The sequence below is a fragment of the Methylobacterium sp. J-048 genome, assembly GCF_022829515.1.
Lineage (GTDB): Bacteria > Pseudomonadota > Alphaproteobacteria > Rhizobiales > Beijerinckiaceae > Methylobacterium.
In genome coordinates, this window is sequence record NZ_JAKSYL010000263.1 from 1 (window position 1) to 16,395 (window position 16,395).

12 protein-coding genes are annotated in these 16,395 nt (G+C 68.8%); 8 read left to right on the forward strand and 4 right to left on the reverse strand.

Annotated features, from left to right (window positions below):
- The first annotated feature begins 579 nt into the window (after positions 1–579).
- From MKL09_RS26480 to metH, 7 genes are all read left to right on the forward strand, one after another.
- Positions 580–1,962: a dicarboxylate/amino acid:cation symporter gene (locus tag MKL09_RS26480; RefSeq protein WP_244024991.1), complete on the forward strand. Its 1,383-nt coding sequence runs from the start codon at positions 580–582 to the stop codon at positions 1,960–1,962.
- The gene (locus MKL09_RS26485) at positions 1,962–2,882 is read left to right on the forward strand and encodes an ROK family protein (RefSeq protein WP_244024992.1); all 921 of its coding nucleotides are present in this window, start codon (positions 1,962–1,964) and stop codon (positions 2,880–2,882) included. The genes MKL09_RS26480 and MKL09_RS26485 overlap by 1 nt, the downstream gene beginning before the upstream one ends.
- Before the next feature lie 167 nt (positions 2,883–3,049).
- Positions 3,050–3,946, forward strand: coding sequence for a bestrophin family protein (locus MKL09_RS26490; protein ID WP_244024993.1), 897 nt, complete (start codon positions 3,050–3,052; stop codon positions 3,944–3,946).
- Between the two features lie 75 nt (positions 3,947–4,021).
- Positions 4,022–5,062, forward strand: a complete 1,041-nt coding sequence (locus MKL09_RS26495) for an ArsR/SmtB family transcription factor (protein WP_244024994.1) — start codon at positions 4,022–4,024, stop codon at positions 5,060–5,062.
- A gap of 75 nt (positions 5,063–5,137) precedes the next feature.
- Positions 5,138–6,058 carry a methylenetetrahydrofolate reductase [NAD(P)H] gene (gene metF, locus MKL09_RS26500; protein WP_244024995.1) on the forward strand — a complete coding sequence of 307 codons (921 nt, stop codon included), beginning with the start codon at positions 5,138–5,140 and terminating at the stop codon, positions 6,056–6,058.
- Positions 6,059–6,097: 39 nt separating this feature from the next.
- A complete protein-coding gene (locus MKL09_RS26505; RefSeq protein ID WP_244024996.1) occupies positions 6,098–6,349 on the forward strand; it encodes a hypothetical protein in 252 nt (83 codons plus the stop codon).
- Between the two features lie 175 nt (positions 6,350–6,524).
- Positions 6,525–10,277 (forward strand): methionine synthase, encoded by a 3,753-nt coding sequence (metH, locus tag MKL09_RS26510; protein WP_244024997.1) that lies wholly within the window; start codon positions 6,525–6,527, stop codon positions 10,275–10,277.
- A 136-nt stretch (positions 10,278–10,413) separates the two neighbouring features.
- Here metH and MKL09_RS26515 read toward each other — a convergent pair whose 3' ends face one another.
- The 4 genes from MKL09_RS26515 to MKL09_RS26530 all read right to left on the reverse strand — a co-directional run bounded on the left by MKL09_RS26515 (position 10,414) and on the right by MKL09_RS26530 (position 15,407).
- The gene (locus tag MKL09_RS26515; protein ID WP_244024998.1) at positions 10,414–11,418 is read right to left on the reverse strand and encodes an SMP-30/gluconolactonase/LRE family protein; all 1,005 of its coding nucleotides are present in this window, start codon (positions 11,416–11,418) and stop codon (positions 10,414–10,416) included.
- 105 nt (positions 11,419–11,523) lie between these two features.
- Positions 11,524–13,254 (reverse strand): L-arabinonate dehydratase, encoded by a 1,731-nt coding sequence (araD, locus tag MKL09_RS26520; protein ID WP_244024999.1) that lies wholly within the window; start codon positions 13,252–13,254, stop codon positions 11,524–11,526.
- The gene (locus MKL09_RS26525) at positions 13,254–14,627 is read right to left on the reverse strand and encodes an MFS transporter (RefSeq protein ID WP_244025000.1); all 1,374 of its coding nucleotides are present in this window, start codon (positions 14,625–14,627) and stop codon (positions 13,254–13,256) included. The genes araD and MKL09_RS26525 overlap by 1 nt, the downstream gene beginning before the upstream one ends.
- A 60-nt stretch (positions 14,628–14,687) precedes the next feature.
- Complete coding sequence (locus MKL09_RS26530; protein ID WP_244025001.1) at positions 14,688–15,407, reverse strand: ribonuclease activity regulator RraA; 720 nt, start codon at positions 15,405–15,407, stop codon at positions 14,688–14,690.
- 188 nt (positions 15,408–15,595) lie between these two features.
- On the opposite strand from MKL09_RS26530, the gene MKL09_RS26535 reads away from it, so the two are divergent.
- Positions 15,596–16,267: a GntR family transcriptional regulator gene (locus MKL09_RS26535; RefSeq protein WP_244025002.1), complete on the forward strand. Its 672-nt coding sequence runs from the start codon at positions 15,596–15,598 to the stop codon at positions 16,265–16,267.
- Positions 16,268–16,395: the final 128 nt, after the last annotated feature.

Below are 16,395 nucleotides of genomic sequence, written 5' to 3' on the forward strand. Positions count from 1 at the left end.
GCGTATGGGCGTGACCCTGAGCAACCTGCGGGCCCGCCCGGTGCGTGGCGCAGGTCGGGTGGCAGAGCCCGCCGGGGGTGCGGGTTCGAAGGGCGTGCTTGGCCTGCCAATGCGGCCGAGCCGTCCCGTCCGGACCTCTAACGCGGAGTCGCGGGCTCGGTGCGTCCGACAAGACATCGAGACGAGAAAGACGGCAGCGGCCGGGGAGGATGCCCGGTCGATGCCGCCGGTCGCCGCGGGGATCGGATCCCGCGCGTATCTGGCCGACACCTGGGTCCCCGCGGCGTCCCGCGTCCCTCGTGCTGGGTCTTCTTGGGCCATACCCCCGGCGCCGTTGGCGGGTGGGGACGATGACGCATATCCGGAGACGGACGGCGATAACCCGATGGGTCCGTACGCGCTGCATTCAACAGGACTCAGCCGAATATCGGGTTCCGAAAGTCATTCTGCCGGGGATCGACAGGGTTTTGTCACACTTGGTTCGCTGGCGGCTCCGGAGCCGCCGTTGAGGCAGGACACGATTATCGTTAGCGTGCCGGCAAATCGGGAGGATGCACGGCAACCGTGCACGGGATGGATATGGCACACGCAACCCACGCGACGACTGCGCCCGGCGCCCCCCGCGAGCCCTGGTACAAGGTCCTCTATATCCAGGTCCTGATCGCCATCGTCCTCGGCGTCCTGCTCGGCTGGTACGACCCGGCCACCGGCAAGGCGATGAAGTGGCTCGGCGACGCCTTCATCGGCCTGATCAAGATGATGATCGCGCCGATCATCTTCTGCACCATCGTGCACGGCATCGCCTCGGTCGGCGACTTGAAGAAGGTCGGCCGCGTCGGCGTAAAGGCGCTGGTCTATTTCGAGGTGGTCTCCACCCTGGCACTGCTGATCGGCGTGCTGGTCGGCGAGGTGATCCGGCCCGGCGCCGGCTTCAACGCCGACCCGACGAAGCTCGATGCCAGCAAGGTCGCGACCTATGCCAACAAGGCGGCGGCCGATTCCACCGTCGCCCACATCCTGGCGATCATCCCCAAAAGCTTCTTCGATCCCTTCGCCACCGGCGACCTGCTGCAGGTGCTGCTGATCTCGATCCTCACCGGCGTCGTGGTGACGAGCCTCGGCGAGCGCGCCGCCGCGGTGAACAGCGCGATCGACACCGCCGGGCAGATCTTCTTCAAGATCATCGGCATCGTGGTGAAGCTCGCCCCCCTCGGCGCCTTCGGCGCGATGGCGTTCACGATCGGCGAGTACGGCATCCAGAAGGTCTACGACCTGGCCTGGCTGGTCGGCACCTTCTACATCACCGCGATCCTGTTCGTGCTGGTGGTGCTGGGCAGCATCGCCAAGGTCGCTGGCTTCTCGATCCTGCGCTTCCTCGCCTACATCAAGGACGAGTTGCTGATCGTCGTCGGCACGTCCTCATCGGAGACCGTGCTGCCGCAGCTGATGACCAAGATGCGCCGGCTCGGCGCCTCGGATTCGGTGGTCGGCCTCGTGGTCCCGACCGGCTACTCGTTCAACCTCGACGGCACCAACATCTACATGACGCTGGCCACGCTGTTCCTGGCGCAGGCGGTGGGGGCGGACCTGACCTTCGCGCAATACGCGACGATCATCCTGGTGGCGATGCTGACCTCGAAGGGCGCCTCCGGCGTCACGGGCGCCGGCTTCATCACCCTGGCGGCCACCCTCTCGGCGATCCCGAACAGCCCGGTCCCGGTCGCCGCCATGACCCTGGTGCTCGGCATCGACAAGTTCATGTCCGAGTGCCGCGCGCTCACCAACCTCGTGGGCAACGGCGTCGCCTGCGTGGTGGTCAGCCGCTGGGAGGGCGAGCTCGACATGGTCAAGCTCAACGAGGTCATGGCCCATCCGGTCTCGATCGGCACCGACATCTCAGACCACGCGCCGCAGCCGATGGGGACCGACAGCAAGGTCACCAAGGTCGCCGCGGCGGAGTGATGGCCGCGCCCACCGGACGGGCGCGCCTCGGCATCGATCTCGGCGGCACCAAGATCGCCGGGATCGTGCTCGACTCGGGCGGCGCGACCCTGGCCGAGGCCCGGATGCCGGCGCCCCGGGGCGATTACGGCGCCACGCTCGAGGCCCTGGCCGCGCTCGTGGCCCGGCTGGAGGCGGAGACCGGCGCCCCCTGCAGCGTCGGCATCGGCATGCCGGGAAGCCTGTCGCCGGCGACAGGGCTCGTGCGCAACGCCAATTCCCACTGGCTCAACGGCCACCCGTTCGGCATCGACCTCGCGCGGCGCCTGGACCGGCCGGTGCGGATCGAGAACGACGCCAATTGCCTCGCGGTCTCGGAGGCGGTCGACGGGGCCGGGGCCGGAGCCCGGGTGGTCTGGGCGGTGATCCTGGGCACCGGGGTCGGATCCGGCATCGCCATCGACGGCCGCGTGCTCACCGGCCGCAACGGCATCGCGGGCGAGTGGGGCCACGGCCCCCTGGCCGGCGCCCGGGTCGACGAGCAGCCCGGACCGGATTGCTATTGCGGCCGCCGGGGCTGCATCGAGACCTGGCTATCCGGCCCCGGCCTCGCCGCCGACCATGCGCGGCGGCACGGCGGCAGCCTCACCGCCGAGGCCATCGTGGCGGCTGCCCGCGACGGCGACCCGAAGGCGCGCGACACGCTCGCGACCCATCTCGACCGGCTCGGGCGCGCGGCCGCCCAGGTGGTGAACCTGCTCGATCCGGACGTGATCGTCATCGGCGGCGGCCTGTCGCGGATCCCGGAGCTGATCGCCGGCCTGCCCGGGGCGATCGCCCCCCACGTCTTCTCCGACGCCTTCGACACGCCGGTGCGGGCGAGCCTGCACAGCGACGCCTCGGGCGTGCGCGGGGCGGCCTGGCTCTGGGACACGGATTGAGCGCTCGCCGCTGAAAAGGCGGTTCGACAGCTGGCGCCCGATCATCCCCCCTGCGCCCGGGCCAAGCTCGCCTGCAAGCTTGGCAATGACGGCCTGGCTGACGGCGGGCCCCTTGCCGGGGCCGGACGGGCAGGGCAGGAGGGCCGACCCCTCGCCGCGAAGCCCCGATGATCGTCCGCACCCGGCCCAACCTGTTCACCCTGCTGTTCACGATGCAGGGTTCGATCCTGCCGCGGGTGGCGCCAAAACTCGTCGGGATCGTCGCGGTCGCCTGCCTTGTGGTCTGGGCGGAGGCGCGCTGGCCGGCCTTCTTCCCGGTGACCGCAGGGGTCGCGCCGTTCACTCTGGTCGGCCTCGCCCTGTCGATCTTCCTGAGTTTTCGCAACAACGCCTGCTACGAGCGCTGGTGGGAAGCCCGCAAAGCCTGGGGCAGCCTGATCGGCGAGACGCGCAACCTCGCCCGCCTGATGCCGGCCCTGCTGCCGCCCACCGAGGCGGAGCCGCAGCTGCGCCGCCTGTCGGCCTTCGCGCACGGCCTGCACGCGCGCCTGCGCGGCCTCGACGAGGCCGTGGCGGTGGAGGGCAGGGCGCCGGGCTCGGACCTCTGCGGCCCGAACCCCACCGATTCGGTCCTGGCCGCCCTGACCCGGGACCTCGCCGGGCTGATGCGGGCCGGGCGCCTCACCGACATCCAGTTCGGCCTCCTGGAAGCGCGGATCGAGGCTTTGTCCGGGGTGCACACCGCCTGCGAGCGGATCGCCAACACGCCGCTGCCCTTCGCCTACACGCTGCTCGTCTACCGCACCGCCTGGCTCTACTGCCTGCTGCTGCCGGTGGGACTCACGGGGTCGCTCGGCTGGGCGACACCGGTCGTGGTGGCGCTCGTCGGCTACACCTTCTTCGGCCTCGACGCCCTCGGGGACGAGCTGGAGGAGCCCTTCGGGACCGAACCGAACGACCTGCCCCTCGACGCGATGGTCCGCGCCGTCGACCGCATCGTGCATCACGCGCTGGACGAACCGATGCCGGCTCCGCTGGCACCGGACGGGTACTGGCTGCGGTAGAAACCCACCCGCACGATCCACTGAGCCGCAACATGGCGCTTGCGCCTCCGGAAAAACGGACATAAACATATCTTTATGTCTATCGCTGAGAGTCGAACGGCGGGATCGATCCCCTTTCCGGAAGCCCTGGGCGTGCTGCGCGCGGCGGCCGAGGAGACGCGCCTGCGCATCCTGGCGCTGCTCACCGATGGGGAATTGTCGGTCTCCGACCTCACCGACATCCTCGGTCAGTCCCAGCCGCGCATCTCGCGCCATCTCAAGCTTCTGGTCGAGGCCGGACTGGTCGAGCGCCATCGGGAGGGCGCCTGGGCGTTCTTCCGCCTGTCCGAGGCCCGCGCCGGCCTGGCAGACCCGCTCCTGTCCGGGCTCGACCGAAGCACGCCGCCGCTTTCGGAGGATCGCGCCCGCCTCGACGCGGTGCGCACCCAGAGGGCCGAGGCGGCCCAGACCTTCTTCGCCCGGCTCGCACCGAAATGGGACGAGCTGCGCTCGCTGCACGTTCCGGAAGCCACCGTCGAGGCGGCCGTCCTCGACGCGCTGGGTGAGCGCCCCCTCGGCAGCCTGATCGATCTCGGCACCGGCACCGGCAAGATGCTCGGCCTGCTCGCCCCCCGGGCCGCCCGGGCCACGGGGCTCGATTCGAGCCACGCGATGCTGTCCGTCGCCCGGGCCAACCTGGAGCGGCAGGGCCTGTCGCGGGTCGATCTGCGCCAGGGCGACATCCACGCGCCGCCCTTCGCCCGGGCGAGCTTCGACCTGGTGGTGGTGCATCAGGTGCTCCACTATCTCGACGATCCGGCCCGCGCCCTGCGGGGTGCCGCGCGCCTCGTCGCGCCGGGCGGACGGCTCCTGGTGGTGGATTTCGCGCCGCACGACCTCGAATTCCTGCGGACGGGCCAGGCCCACCGCCGGCTGGGTTTTTCCGCCGACCAGGTCTCACACTGGCTGGCCGAGGCCGGGCTCGCCACGGTCGCGACAAGCGATCTGGTGCCTCGGGAAGCCGGCCAGCTCACGGTCACGCTCTGGCTCGCCCAAGAGGCGGTCCATCAGCAGGCGGCCCATCAGCAGGCGGGCCTCGGCCGCGACGCCGAACCGCTCCAGCGGGCGGTCGCCTGACCCTGAGTCCGGCGACCGCCACACACCCTGTTCCCCTTCATCGTCTGAACCGATCGACATAGAGGACGAGACCCGATGCGCCGCTCCACCCACCGCGCCAGCCGCGACGGCTACCACCCGATCCGCGTCTCGATCGAGTTCTTCCCGCCCAAGACCGACGAGATGGAAAAGGTCCTGTGGTCCTCGATCGAGCGGCTGGCCCCGCTCCAGCCGAAATTCGTCTCCGTGACCTACGGGGCCGGCGGCTCGACCCGGGAGCGCACCCACAACACCGTCGCCCGGATGATCCGCGAGACGACCCTCAAGCCGGCCGCGCACCTCACCTGCGTGGATGCCAGCCGCGCGGAGATCGACGCGGTGGTGCAGGCCTACTGGGATGTCGGCGTGCGCCACATCGTGGCCCTGCGCGGCGACCCGGCCGACGGCGTCGGCCACGCCTACAAGCCCCATCCCGAGGGCTATGCGACGACCGCCGAGCTGGTCGAGGGGATCAAGCGCATCGGCGATTTCAAGGTCTCGGTCTCGGCCTATCCCGAGAAGCACCCGGAGGCCGCCTCCCTCGATGCCGACATCGACGCCCTGAAGGCCAAGGTCGATGCCGGTGCCGACCAGGCGATCACGCAGTTCTTCTTCGAGAACGAGGTCTACCTGCGCTACCTCGAAAAGGTCCGGGCCGCCGGGATCACGATCCCGATCATTCCGGGCATCCTGACGGTGCAGAACTTCAAGCAATCGGCCAACTTCGCCCGCCGCACCGGCGCCTCGGTGCCGTACTGGCTGGCCGCCCGGTTCGAAGGTCTCGACAACGACGTGGAGACCCGCCGCCTCGTCGCCGCCGCCGTGGCGGCCGAGCAGGTGCTCGACCTGGTAGACGAGGGTGTCCAGGACTTCCACTTCTACTCGATGAACCGGTCCGATCTCGTCTACGCGATCTGCCACCTGCTGGGCCTGCGCGCGCAGGCGCCGAAGCTGGCGGCGGAAAAGGCGGCGGCCTAAATTCAGCTGCGCCCGCACGGCGCAGCAGGGGGCAGGACGATGGCTGAACCGCAGGACCTGATTCTTCCGCTTCTCTGGGAGATGCGGGCCGAGATCCACTCTGGATTCGAGCGCGTCGATCGCAAGCTTGAGGAGCATGATACCCGCTTCGACAAGCTGGAACGTCGGTTCGACAATCTGCGGGAAGCCGTCAACGGCGAATCGGTCCTCGGACGCTACGCGGCTGCCCAGGTCGAAGAACGCCTCGACGCCCTCGAAAAGCGGCTCGCCGCCCTGGAGAAAGTGGGCTGACCCGGACCATTTCCGGGCTGGTCCGAAACGAGAGCTCCACCCTCCGCCTCATCGTGGGTGCCGCGCAACGGCCTCGCAGGAAGGCTCCAGGGATCGACAAAAAATCTGGACGCCTCCTTCGAGGCCTCCGCTTCGCTCCGGCACCTCAGGATGAGGTGGTCTGTTGGGACCGATCATGACTGACTTTCCGCCCGTCGACGGCACCGAGATCGCATCCGCGCTGCGGACCCGCGCGTCGGAGAAGATCCTCGTCCTCGACGGGGCGATGGGCACGGTGATCCAGCGGCTCGGGCTCACCGAGGCGGATTTCCGCGGTGACCGCTTCAAGGATCATCCGAACGATCAGAAGGGTAACAACGACCTTCTGATCCTGACCCAGCCCGACGCGATCCGGCAGATCCACCTGGATTATTTTTTGGCCGGCGCCGACGTCTGCGAGACCAACACGTTCTCCGGCACCACGATCGCGCAGGCCGATTACAGCCTCGAATCGATCATCCATGACCTGAACCGGGAGGGTGCGCGGCTGGCCCGTGAGGCGGCGCAGCTCGCCGAGAAGCAGGACGGCCGCCGCCGCTTCGTCGCCGGCGCCATCGGCCCGACCAACCGCACGCTCTCGATCTCGCCGGACGTGAACAATCCCGGTTACCGCGCCGTGACCTTCGACCAGGTCAAGACGGCCTACATGGAGCAGGTCCACGGCCTGATCGCCGGCGGGGCCGAGCTGATCCTGATCGAGACGATCTTCGACACGCTCAACGCCAAGGCGGCGGTGGCCGCCTGCTGGGCCGTGTTCGAGGAGACCGGGATCCGGCTGCCGATCCAGATCTCCGGCACGATCACCGACCTGTCGGGCCGGACCCTCTCGGGCCAGACCCCGGCGGCGTTCTGGAACGCGCTGCGCCACTCGGACCCGCTGACCTTCGGCCTCAATTGCGCGCTCGGCGCCCGCGAGATGCGCGGCCACATCGCCGAGCTGTCGCGGATCTGCGACACCCTGGTCTGCGCCTATCCGAATGCCGGCCTGCCCAACGAGTTCGGACTCTACGACGAGAGCCCGGAGGCCATGGGCAAGCTGGTCGGCGAATTCGCCGAATCCGGCCTGGTCAACATGGTCGGCGGCTGCTGCGGCACGACGCCGGACCATATCCGGGCGATCGCCGAGTCGGTCGCCGGTAAGACGCCCCGGCAGATCCCCGAGATCCCGCGCCTGATGCGGCTCTCGGGGCTGGAGCCCTTCGTGCTGACCAAGGAAATCCCGTTCGTGAACGTCGGTGAGCGCACCAACGTCACCGGGTCGGCCAAGTTCAGGAAGCTCATCACCAACGGCGACTACGCCGCTGCCCTGGACGTCGCCCGCGACCAGGTCGCCGCCGGCGCCCAGGTGATCGACATCAACATGGACGAGGGCCTGCTCGACTCGCAGAAGGCGATGGTCGAGTTCCTCAACCTCGTCGCCGCCGAGCCGGACATCGCCCGGGTGCCGGTGATGGTCGATTCCTCGAAGTTCGAGGTGATCGAGGCCGGCCTGAAGTGCATCCAGGGCAAGGCGATCGTGAACTCGATCTCCATGAAGGAGGGCGAAGAGAAGTTCATCGAGGCGGCCAAGATCTGTCGCTCCTACGGCGCCGCCGTGGTGGTGATGGCCTTCGACGAGCAGGGCCAGGCGGACAGCTACGAGCGCAAGGTCGAGATCTGCACCAAGGCCTACCGGATCCTGACCGAGCAGGTCGGCTACCCGCCGGAAGACATCATCTTCGATCCCAACATCTTCGCGGTCGCCACCGGCATCGAGGAGCATAACGGCTACGGCGTCGCCTTCATCGAGGCGACCCGGACGATCCGCGAAACCTTGCCGCACGCCCATATCTCGGGCGGCGTCTCGAACCTCAGCTTCGCCTTCCGGGGCAACGAGCCGGTGCGCGAGGCGATGCACGCGGTGTTCCTGTACCACTGCATCCAGGCCGGGATGGATATGGGCATCGTCAATGCCGGCCAGCTCGCCGTCTACGACGAGATCCCGGCGGAGCTGCGCGCGCTGTGCGAGGACGTGGTCCTCAACCGCCGCGACGATTCCACCGAGCGCCTGCTGGAATCGGCCGAGCGCTTCAAGACCGGCGCATCGGCCCAGGCCAAGACCGCCGACCTGACCTGGCGCGAGGCCCCGGTGGGCAAGCGCATCGAGCACGCCCTGGTCAACGGCATCACCGAGTACATCGTCGCCGACACCGAAGAGGCGCGGCAGGGCGTCGAGCGCCCGCTCCACGTGATCGAAGGCCCGCTGATGGCCGGCATGAACGTGGTCGGCGACCTGTTCGGCGCCGGCAAGATGTTCCTGCCCCAGGTGGTGAAGTCCGCCCGGGTGATGAAGCAGGCGGTCGCCTATCTCGAGCCCTACATGGAGGAGGAGAAGCGCGCCAATGGCGGCGACGGCAAGCGCCAGGCTGCCGGCAAGGTGCTGATGGCCACCGTGAAGGGCGACGTCCACGACATCGGCAAGAACATCGTCGGCGTCGTGCTGGCCTGCAACAACTACGAGATCATCGATCTCGGCGTGATGGTGCCGGCCGCCAAGATCCTCGACGTGGCCCGCAAGGAGAATGTCGACATCGTCGGCCTGTCCGGCCTGATCACCCCGTCGCTCGACGAGATGGTCCATGTCGCGGGCGAGATGGAGCGCGAGGGCTTCTCCGTGCCGCTGCTGATCGGCGGCGCCACTACCAGCCGCGTCCACACGGCGGTGAAGATCCACCCGGCCTACGCCAAGGGCCAGGCGGTCTACGTCACCGATGCGAGCCGCGCGGTCGGCGTGGTGTCGAGCCTGCTGTCCAAGGAGACCCGCGACACGACGATCGAGACCGTGCGCGCCGAGTACGCCAAGGTCTCGGCCGCCCATGCCCGCTCGGAGCTCGACAAGCAGCGGCTGCCCCTTACTAAGGCCCGGGCCAACGCCTTCAAGATCGACTGGTCGGGCTACGCGCCGAAGAAGCCGGCCTTCACGGATGCCCGGGTGTTCGGCTCCTACGAGGTCGCCGATCTCGTGCCCTACATCGACTGGACGCCTTTCCTGCAGACCTACGAGTTCAAGGGCCGCTTCCCGGCGATCCTGGACGACCCGGACCAGGGTCCGGCCGCCCGCGCCCTCTACGAGGACGCGCAGGACATGCTCAAGCAGATCGTGGCGGAGCGCTGGTTCAACCCGAAGGGCGTGATCGGCTTCTGGCCGGCCAACAGCGTCGGCGACGATATCGTGCTCTACACCGGCGAGAGCCGCACCGACCGGCTCGCGACCTTCCACGGCCTGCGCCAGCAATTGTCCAAGCGCGACGGACGGCCGAACACCTGCCTGTCGGATTTCGTGGCTCCGAAGGAGACCGGCATCGCCGATTACGTCGGCGGCTTCGTGGTCACGGCCGGCCTGGAGGAGGTACGGATCGCCGAGCGGTTCGAGCGGGCGAACGACGATTACCGGGCGATCCTGGTTAAGGCGCTGGCCGACCGGATCGCCGAGGCCTTCGCCGAGCGCATGCACGAGCGCGTCCGCCGGGAATTCTGGGGCTACGCGGCGGACGAGACCTACACGCCCGCGGAACTGACGAGCGAGCCCTATGACGGCATCCGCCCGGCGCCGGGCTACCCGTCCCAGCCCGACCATACCGAGAAGACGCAGCTGTTCGATCTCCTGAAGGCCGAGCGGCGGATTGGGGTGAAGCTGACCGAATCCTACGCCATGTGGCCGGGCTCCTCGGTCTCGGGCCTCTACCTGGCGCACCCGCAGGCGCATTATTTCGGCGTCGCCAAGGTCGAGCGCGACCAGGTCGAGGACTACGCCCTGCGCAAGGGCATGGATGTGCGCGAGGTCGAGCGCTGGCTCGGGCCGATCCTGAACTACGATCCGACGCGGTATCTGGCCGAAGCCGCCGAGTAGGGGGCTCGGCAGGCTCGATATCAGGGTGCAGTGCCGCGCTTGAATGCCCGCCCTGTCATTCCGGGGCTCGCCGCAGGCGCGGCCCCGGAATGACGACGCGTTTCGGCTTTTTCGAAGGAACGCCGAGCGGCTGGGATCAGCAGGTCCCGGCGCCGCGCGTATTCACGTAGAGCGCGTAGACGGAGTGCGAGGCGGTCATCAGCAGCAGGTTGCGGTTGAGGCCGCCGAAGCAGAGGTTGGCGCAGCGCTCGGGCAGGCGGATCCGGCCGATCGGCTTGGCCTGCGGCGACAGGATGAGCACGCCGTCCTCGGACTCGCTCATGCCCCAGCCGCACCAGAGATTGCCGTCGACATCGACCCGGAACCCGTCCGGCGTGCCGGTGCCGGCGTCGTAGAACACCCGGCCGTTGGCGGTCTTGGTGCCGTTCTCGACCACGTCGTAGACGCGGATCAGCCGGTTCGGCTTGGCACGTCCCTCAATGACGTAGAGCTTGGACTCGTCCGGCGAGAAGGCCAGCCCGTTGGGTCCTGCGAGCCCCGCCACGGCGAGGCTTGCCTGCCCAGAGGCCGGGTCGATCCGATAGACGTTGCCCGGAAGTTCCGGGTCCGCCATCGCTTCGTAGGGGTTCGGCCCGAAGGCCGGGTCGGTGAACCAGATCGCACCGTCGGAATGACAGACCACGTCGTTGGGCGAGTTCAGCGGCTTGCCGTCGAACCGGTCGAGCAAAGTGGTGATCGCGCCGTCATGCTCGGTCCGGGTGATGCTCCGGGTCTTGTGCTGGCAGGTGACCAGGCGTCCCTGCCGGTCCCGGGTGTTGCCGTTGGCGTAGGAAGACGGCTTGCGGAACACCGTGAGCGCGCCGGAGGCCTCGTCCCAGCGCATGATCCGGTCGTTGACCAGGTCGCTGAACAGCAGCGCGCCCATGTCGCCGAACCAGACCGGCCCCTCGGCCCAGCGCAGGCCGGTGACGACCCGCTCCACCGTAGCGGAGAAGAGTCGGTACTTGGCGAAGGCCGGATCGAGCACCTCGACGGCCGGGTCGGGCACGCGCTGCGACGGCTCCCATCCGGCCCCGGCCGCCCGAGCGGCCCCAAGCAGGGCCGCGCCCGCGAGCAGGCCCCTGCGTGCGATCATCGCCATGTATCCTCCCTGTTCTTATCAGCCGCCGGCCATCGCCGGCGGACCGCTCTTTCGACGGGCTTCCTTGCGCCGGGCTGGGATCGCGTCCGGCGGGAAGCGCGTGGATCAGTGGATCTCGGGTTCGGGAATGCCGCCCGCACCCTCCAGAAAGTCGAAGTCGCAGCCCTCGTGCGCTTGCCGCACGTGCTGGGCGAATAGGCGGTTGTAGCCTCGCGGATAGGCCCGGTCCGGCGGCACGAACGCCGCGACGCGTGCGGCGATCTCGGCCTCGTCCAGATGCAGGTGGATGCGCCGCTCGGACACGTCGACCGTGATCAGGTCGCCGTTGCGCACGGCCGCCAGCGGCCCGCCGGCCGCGGATTCCGGCGAGACGTGCAGGATGCAGGCGCCGTAGCTGGTGCCGCTCATGCGGGCATCCGAGATGCGCAGCATGTCGCGCACGCCCTGCCGGAGCAGCACCTTCGGGATCGGCAGCATGCCCCATTCCGGCATGCCGGGGCCGCCGATCGGGCCGGCATTGCGCAGGACCATGATGTGGTCCGGGGTGACGTCGAGGTCGAGGTCGTTCACCGCGGCGGTCATGGCGTCGTAATCGTCGAACACCAGGGCCGGTCCGGTATGCTTGAGGAAGCGCGGGTCCGCGGCCGGCGGCTTGATCACGCAGCCATGCGGCGCGAGGTTGCCGTACAGGATCGCGGTGCCGCCGAGGGAGACGATCGGCTTGTCCAGCGGGCGGATCACGTCGTCGTTGTAGACACTCATGCCGGCGAGTCCGTCGCCGACCGTGCCGCCCGTGACCGAGCGGGCGTCGAGGTGGAGGAGGGGGGAGAGCCGCACCATCAGCGCCCGGATGCCGCCGGCGATGTGGAAATCCTCCATCAGCCACGCGCCCGAGGGCCGCAGGTTGGCGATCACCGGCACCTTCTGGGCGAAATCATCGAACTCGGAGAGCTTGACCGGGATCCCGGCCCGGCCCGCCATCGCGACCAGATGGATCATCGCGTTGGTGGAGCCGGCCAGCGCGTTGTGGACCACCAGGGCGTTCTCCACCGAGCGCCGGTCGAGGATGTCGGACGGCTTCAGGTCTTCCCAGATCATCTCGACGATCCGCCGGCCGCAGGCGCTGGCCATGCGCGGATGGTCGGCATCGGCCGCCGGGATCGAAGCCGCGCCCGGCAGCGACAGGCCGAGCGCCTCGGCGATCGACGTCATGGTCGAGGCGGTGCCCATGGTCATGCAGGTGCCGAAGGTCCGGGCGATGCCGGCCTCCATGTCGTTCCACTGCTGCGTGGTGATGGTGCCGGCTTCCTTCTCGGCCCAGTATTTCCACACGTCGGAGCCCGAGCCGAGGATCTTGCCGCCGGAATGCCCGCGCATCATCGGCCCGGCCGGCAGGAAGATCATCGGCAAGTTCATGGAGATGCCGCCCATCACCGTGCCCGGCGTGGTCTTGTCGCAGCCGCCCATCAGCACCGCCCCATCGACCGGGTGCTGGCGCAGCAGCTCCTCAACCTCCATGGCCAGGAGGTTGCGGTAGAGCATCGTCGTCGGCTTGACGAAGTTTTCGGACAACGAGAGCGCCGGGAGTTCGATCGGGAAGCCGCCCGCCTGCCAGACGCCGCGCTTCACCTGCTCGACCCGCTCGCGGAAGTGGAGATGGCAGGGGTTGATGTCGCTCCAGGTGTTGATGATGCCGACGATCGGCTTGCCGGTGAAGTCGGCGCGCTCGTAGCCCATCTGGAGCATGCGCGAGCGGTGGCCGAAGCTGCGCAGGTCGGTGGCGCCGAACCAGCGCTGGCTGCGCAGATCGCCGATGTCTTTCTTGCGTGCGGTCATCAGACGGTCTCCGGTCTCACGCGCTCGGTCGCGGCAGCGGCCGGGTCGTCCGCGGCGATCCCCGGATCCGCCGCCGCTGCGACCGGACGGACCGCCAGGAAGGTAATCGCCCCGGAGCCGAGCGCACAGGCTGCGAGGAAGTACAGGCCGGCCTCATAGCTGCCGGTGGCGTCCTTCAGCCAGCCCACGACGTAGGGGCCGACGAAGCCGCCGAGATTGGCGATCGCGTTGATGAGCGCAATGCCCCCGGCCGCGGCCGGTCCCGACAGGAACTCCCCCGGCATCGCCCAGAAGGCGGGCTTGGTGCCGTAAAGGCCGATCGCGGCCACCGACATCGCCGTGAGCGCCCAGAGGCTACCCAGCATCGGTCCCGCGGCGATGAGGCCGAGCATGGCGATCAAGGCGGCGATGATGAAATGCCAGCGCCGCTCGTCGCGCCGGTCCGACGACCAGCTCCAGGCGATCATGCCCACCGTGCCGATGACGTACGGAACCGCCGTCGCGAGGCCGGTCTCCCAATCGGTGAGCTTCAGGCTCTTAAGGATCGGCGGCAGGAAGAAGGTGATCCCGTAGGTCGCCGTGCCGATGCAGAAATAGATCGACGCGAGCGCCAGCACCCGGAGATCGGTCAGGGCCCGCTTGAGCGTGAAATGCCCATGCGTCCTGACGGTGCTCTGATGCTCGGCCTCCAGCGTCTCTTCCAGCCACGCTCGCTCCTCAGGGGTGAGCCAGGCCGCCTTGGCGGGCCGGTCGGTCATCAGCGCGAGCACGACGAAGGCCAGCAGGATCGAGGGCACCGCTTCCAGGAGGAACAGCCATTGCCAGCCGTGCAGGCCGAGCACGCCGTCGAGCTGGAGCAGCGCCCCCGAGATCACCGCCGTGAGGGCGTTCGAGCCCGGCACCGCCAGGAACAGGGCCGCCACCACCCGGGCCCGGTAGCGCCTCGGAAACCAGTAGGTGAAGTACAGGATCATGCCCGGGAAGAAGCCGGCCTCGGCGACCCCGAGCAGGAAGCGCATCGCCAAAAAACTCACCGGGCCGGTGATGAAGGCCATGCCGCCCGCGACCAGGCCCCAGGTGACCATGATCCGGGCGATCCAGAGCCGCGCGCCGTTGCGCTCCAGGAGGACGTTGCTGGGTATCTCGAAGATGACGTAGCCGAGGAAGAAGATGCCCGCACCCCAGCCATAGAGGGTCGCCGAGAAGCCGAACTCCCGGTTCAGGCCGAACGAGGCGAAGCCCACATTCGTGCGGTCCATGTAGGCGATGAAATAGATCAGCACGATGAGCGGCAGGAGCCGCCACGAGACCTTGGCGACCGTGCGCCGCTCGATCTCCGGCGGCGCCGCGATCGCTGGTATGCCCCCCGACATAGCCCCTCCCAATCCAGATGCTCGTCTCGCCGGCTTCGTGCCGATCGGTGCCGTCCGCCGTCAGCGCCCGTTCCGCTTCCGCCACGCAGCGAAGTCAGTGAGACTCTGCTCGTCGGTGGCAGGATAGAGCCCGAGGATGGAGCGGCCCTTGCGCACCTCCTCGGTGACGAAATCCTCGTAGGCGGTCATCTCGACCGCCTCGTCGGCGATCTCCTCGGCGAGGTGGGCGGGAATCACCGCCACGCCGTCGCCGTCGCCCACGATCACGTCGCCCGGGAAGACCGGGGCGTCGCCGCAGCCGATCGGCACGTTGATGTCGATGGCCTGGTGATGGGTCAGGTTGGTCGGGGCGGAGGGGCGCACGTGATAGCTCGGCATGTCGAGCCGGGCGATCTCGTCGGCGTCGCGGAAGCCGCCATCGGTGACGAGACCGGCGCAGCCCCGCACCATGAGCCGGGTCGCCAGGATCGAGCCGGCCGAGGCCGCCCGGGCATCTTTGCGGCTGTCGATCACGAACACGGCGCCGGGCGGGCATTCCTCCACCGCCTTGCGCTGCGGATGCGCCCGGTCGCGGAACACCGTGATCGGGTTCAGGTCCTCGCGGGCCGGGATGTAGCGCAGGGTGAACGCCTCGCCGACCATGGTGCCGCCGCCGGCTCTCAGCGGGCGCACGTCCTGGATCATCTGATTGCGCAGGCCGCGCTTGAACAAGGCGGTCATCAGCGTCGCCGTGCTGACCGTCTTGAGCTTGTCGCGCGTCTCGGCAGACAATCCAGGCATCCGCAGCTCCTCCCATGAAGACGGTCGCCGTCGAGCCCGAACCATCGAGGATCCGGCCGGCGCGGATGCGCTCTGGGCGACCACTGATATCCCAAGGCTTGAGTAGGGCGCCGCTTGGGGCCATTGTCAACTGGAGCAGGGGGCGGCTTCGACACAGACGGAGGATCCGGTTGACCGATGCGAGGATCTTGACGACGGGTCCCGCCGCGAGGCGGCCGCGATCCCTCGCGGAGACCGCCTACGACGCGATCGAGCAGATGATCATCAGCCGGCGTCTCGCTCCGGGCGCGATGGTGTCGGAGGGCGAGCTCGGTGCGGAACTCGCGCTCGGGCGTACCCCGGTGCGCGAGGCGCTGGCCCGGCTCAAGACGATTGGCTTCGTCGAGGTCCATCCGCGCCGCGGCGTGCTCGTGACCCCGGTCGACATCATCAAGCATCTCGAATTGCTCGAAGTCCGGCGTCCGCTCGACGAGACCGTGGCCCGCTGCGTGATCGCCCGCGCCTCGGACCAAGACCTGGAGACCCTGCAGACCCACACCGAGGGCCTGCTCGTGGCCGCCGCCGCCCGGGACCGCGAGGTCTACTTCCGGCTGAAACGGGCCCTGCACGAGGCCATGGTCGAATCAGCCTACAACCCGACCCTGACCAGCACGATGGGCCCGCTCCACGCCCAGTCCAGGCGCTTCTGGTACACCTACGAGCCCACGGCCAGCTTCCTCGACTGCGCCGGGATCCACGCAACGATCGTGGCCGGCATCGCGGCCCGCGAGCCCGATCAGGCCCTTTCCGGAATCGTCACGCTGTTCGACCTCCTCGACCAGATGACCCGTCGCGCCCTCGACCGCCGGCCTCTGGTCTGACAGGTTGACCAAGCCACCCGGGGCCCTATCCTGAGACTGACATATCAGTCGCATCCCAGGACTTGGCATCGGTAAGGCTGAGGCCGGAAACATCGGCCCGCTGACCCAGGAGAGACTTCTCCGGGCGG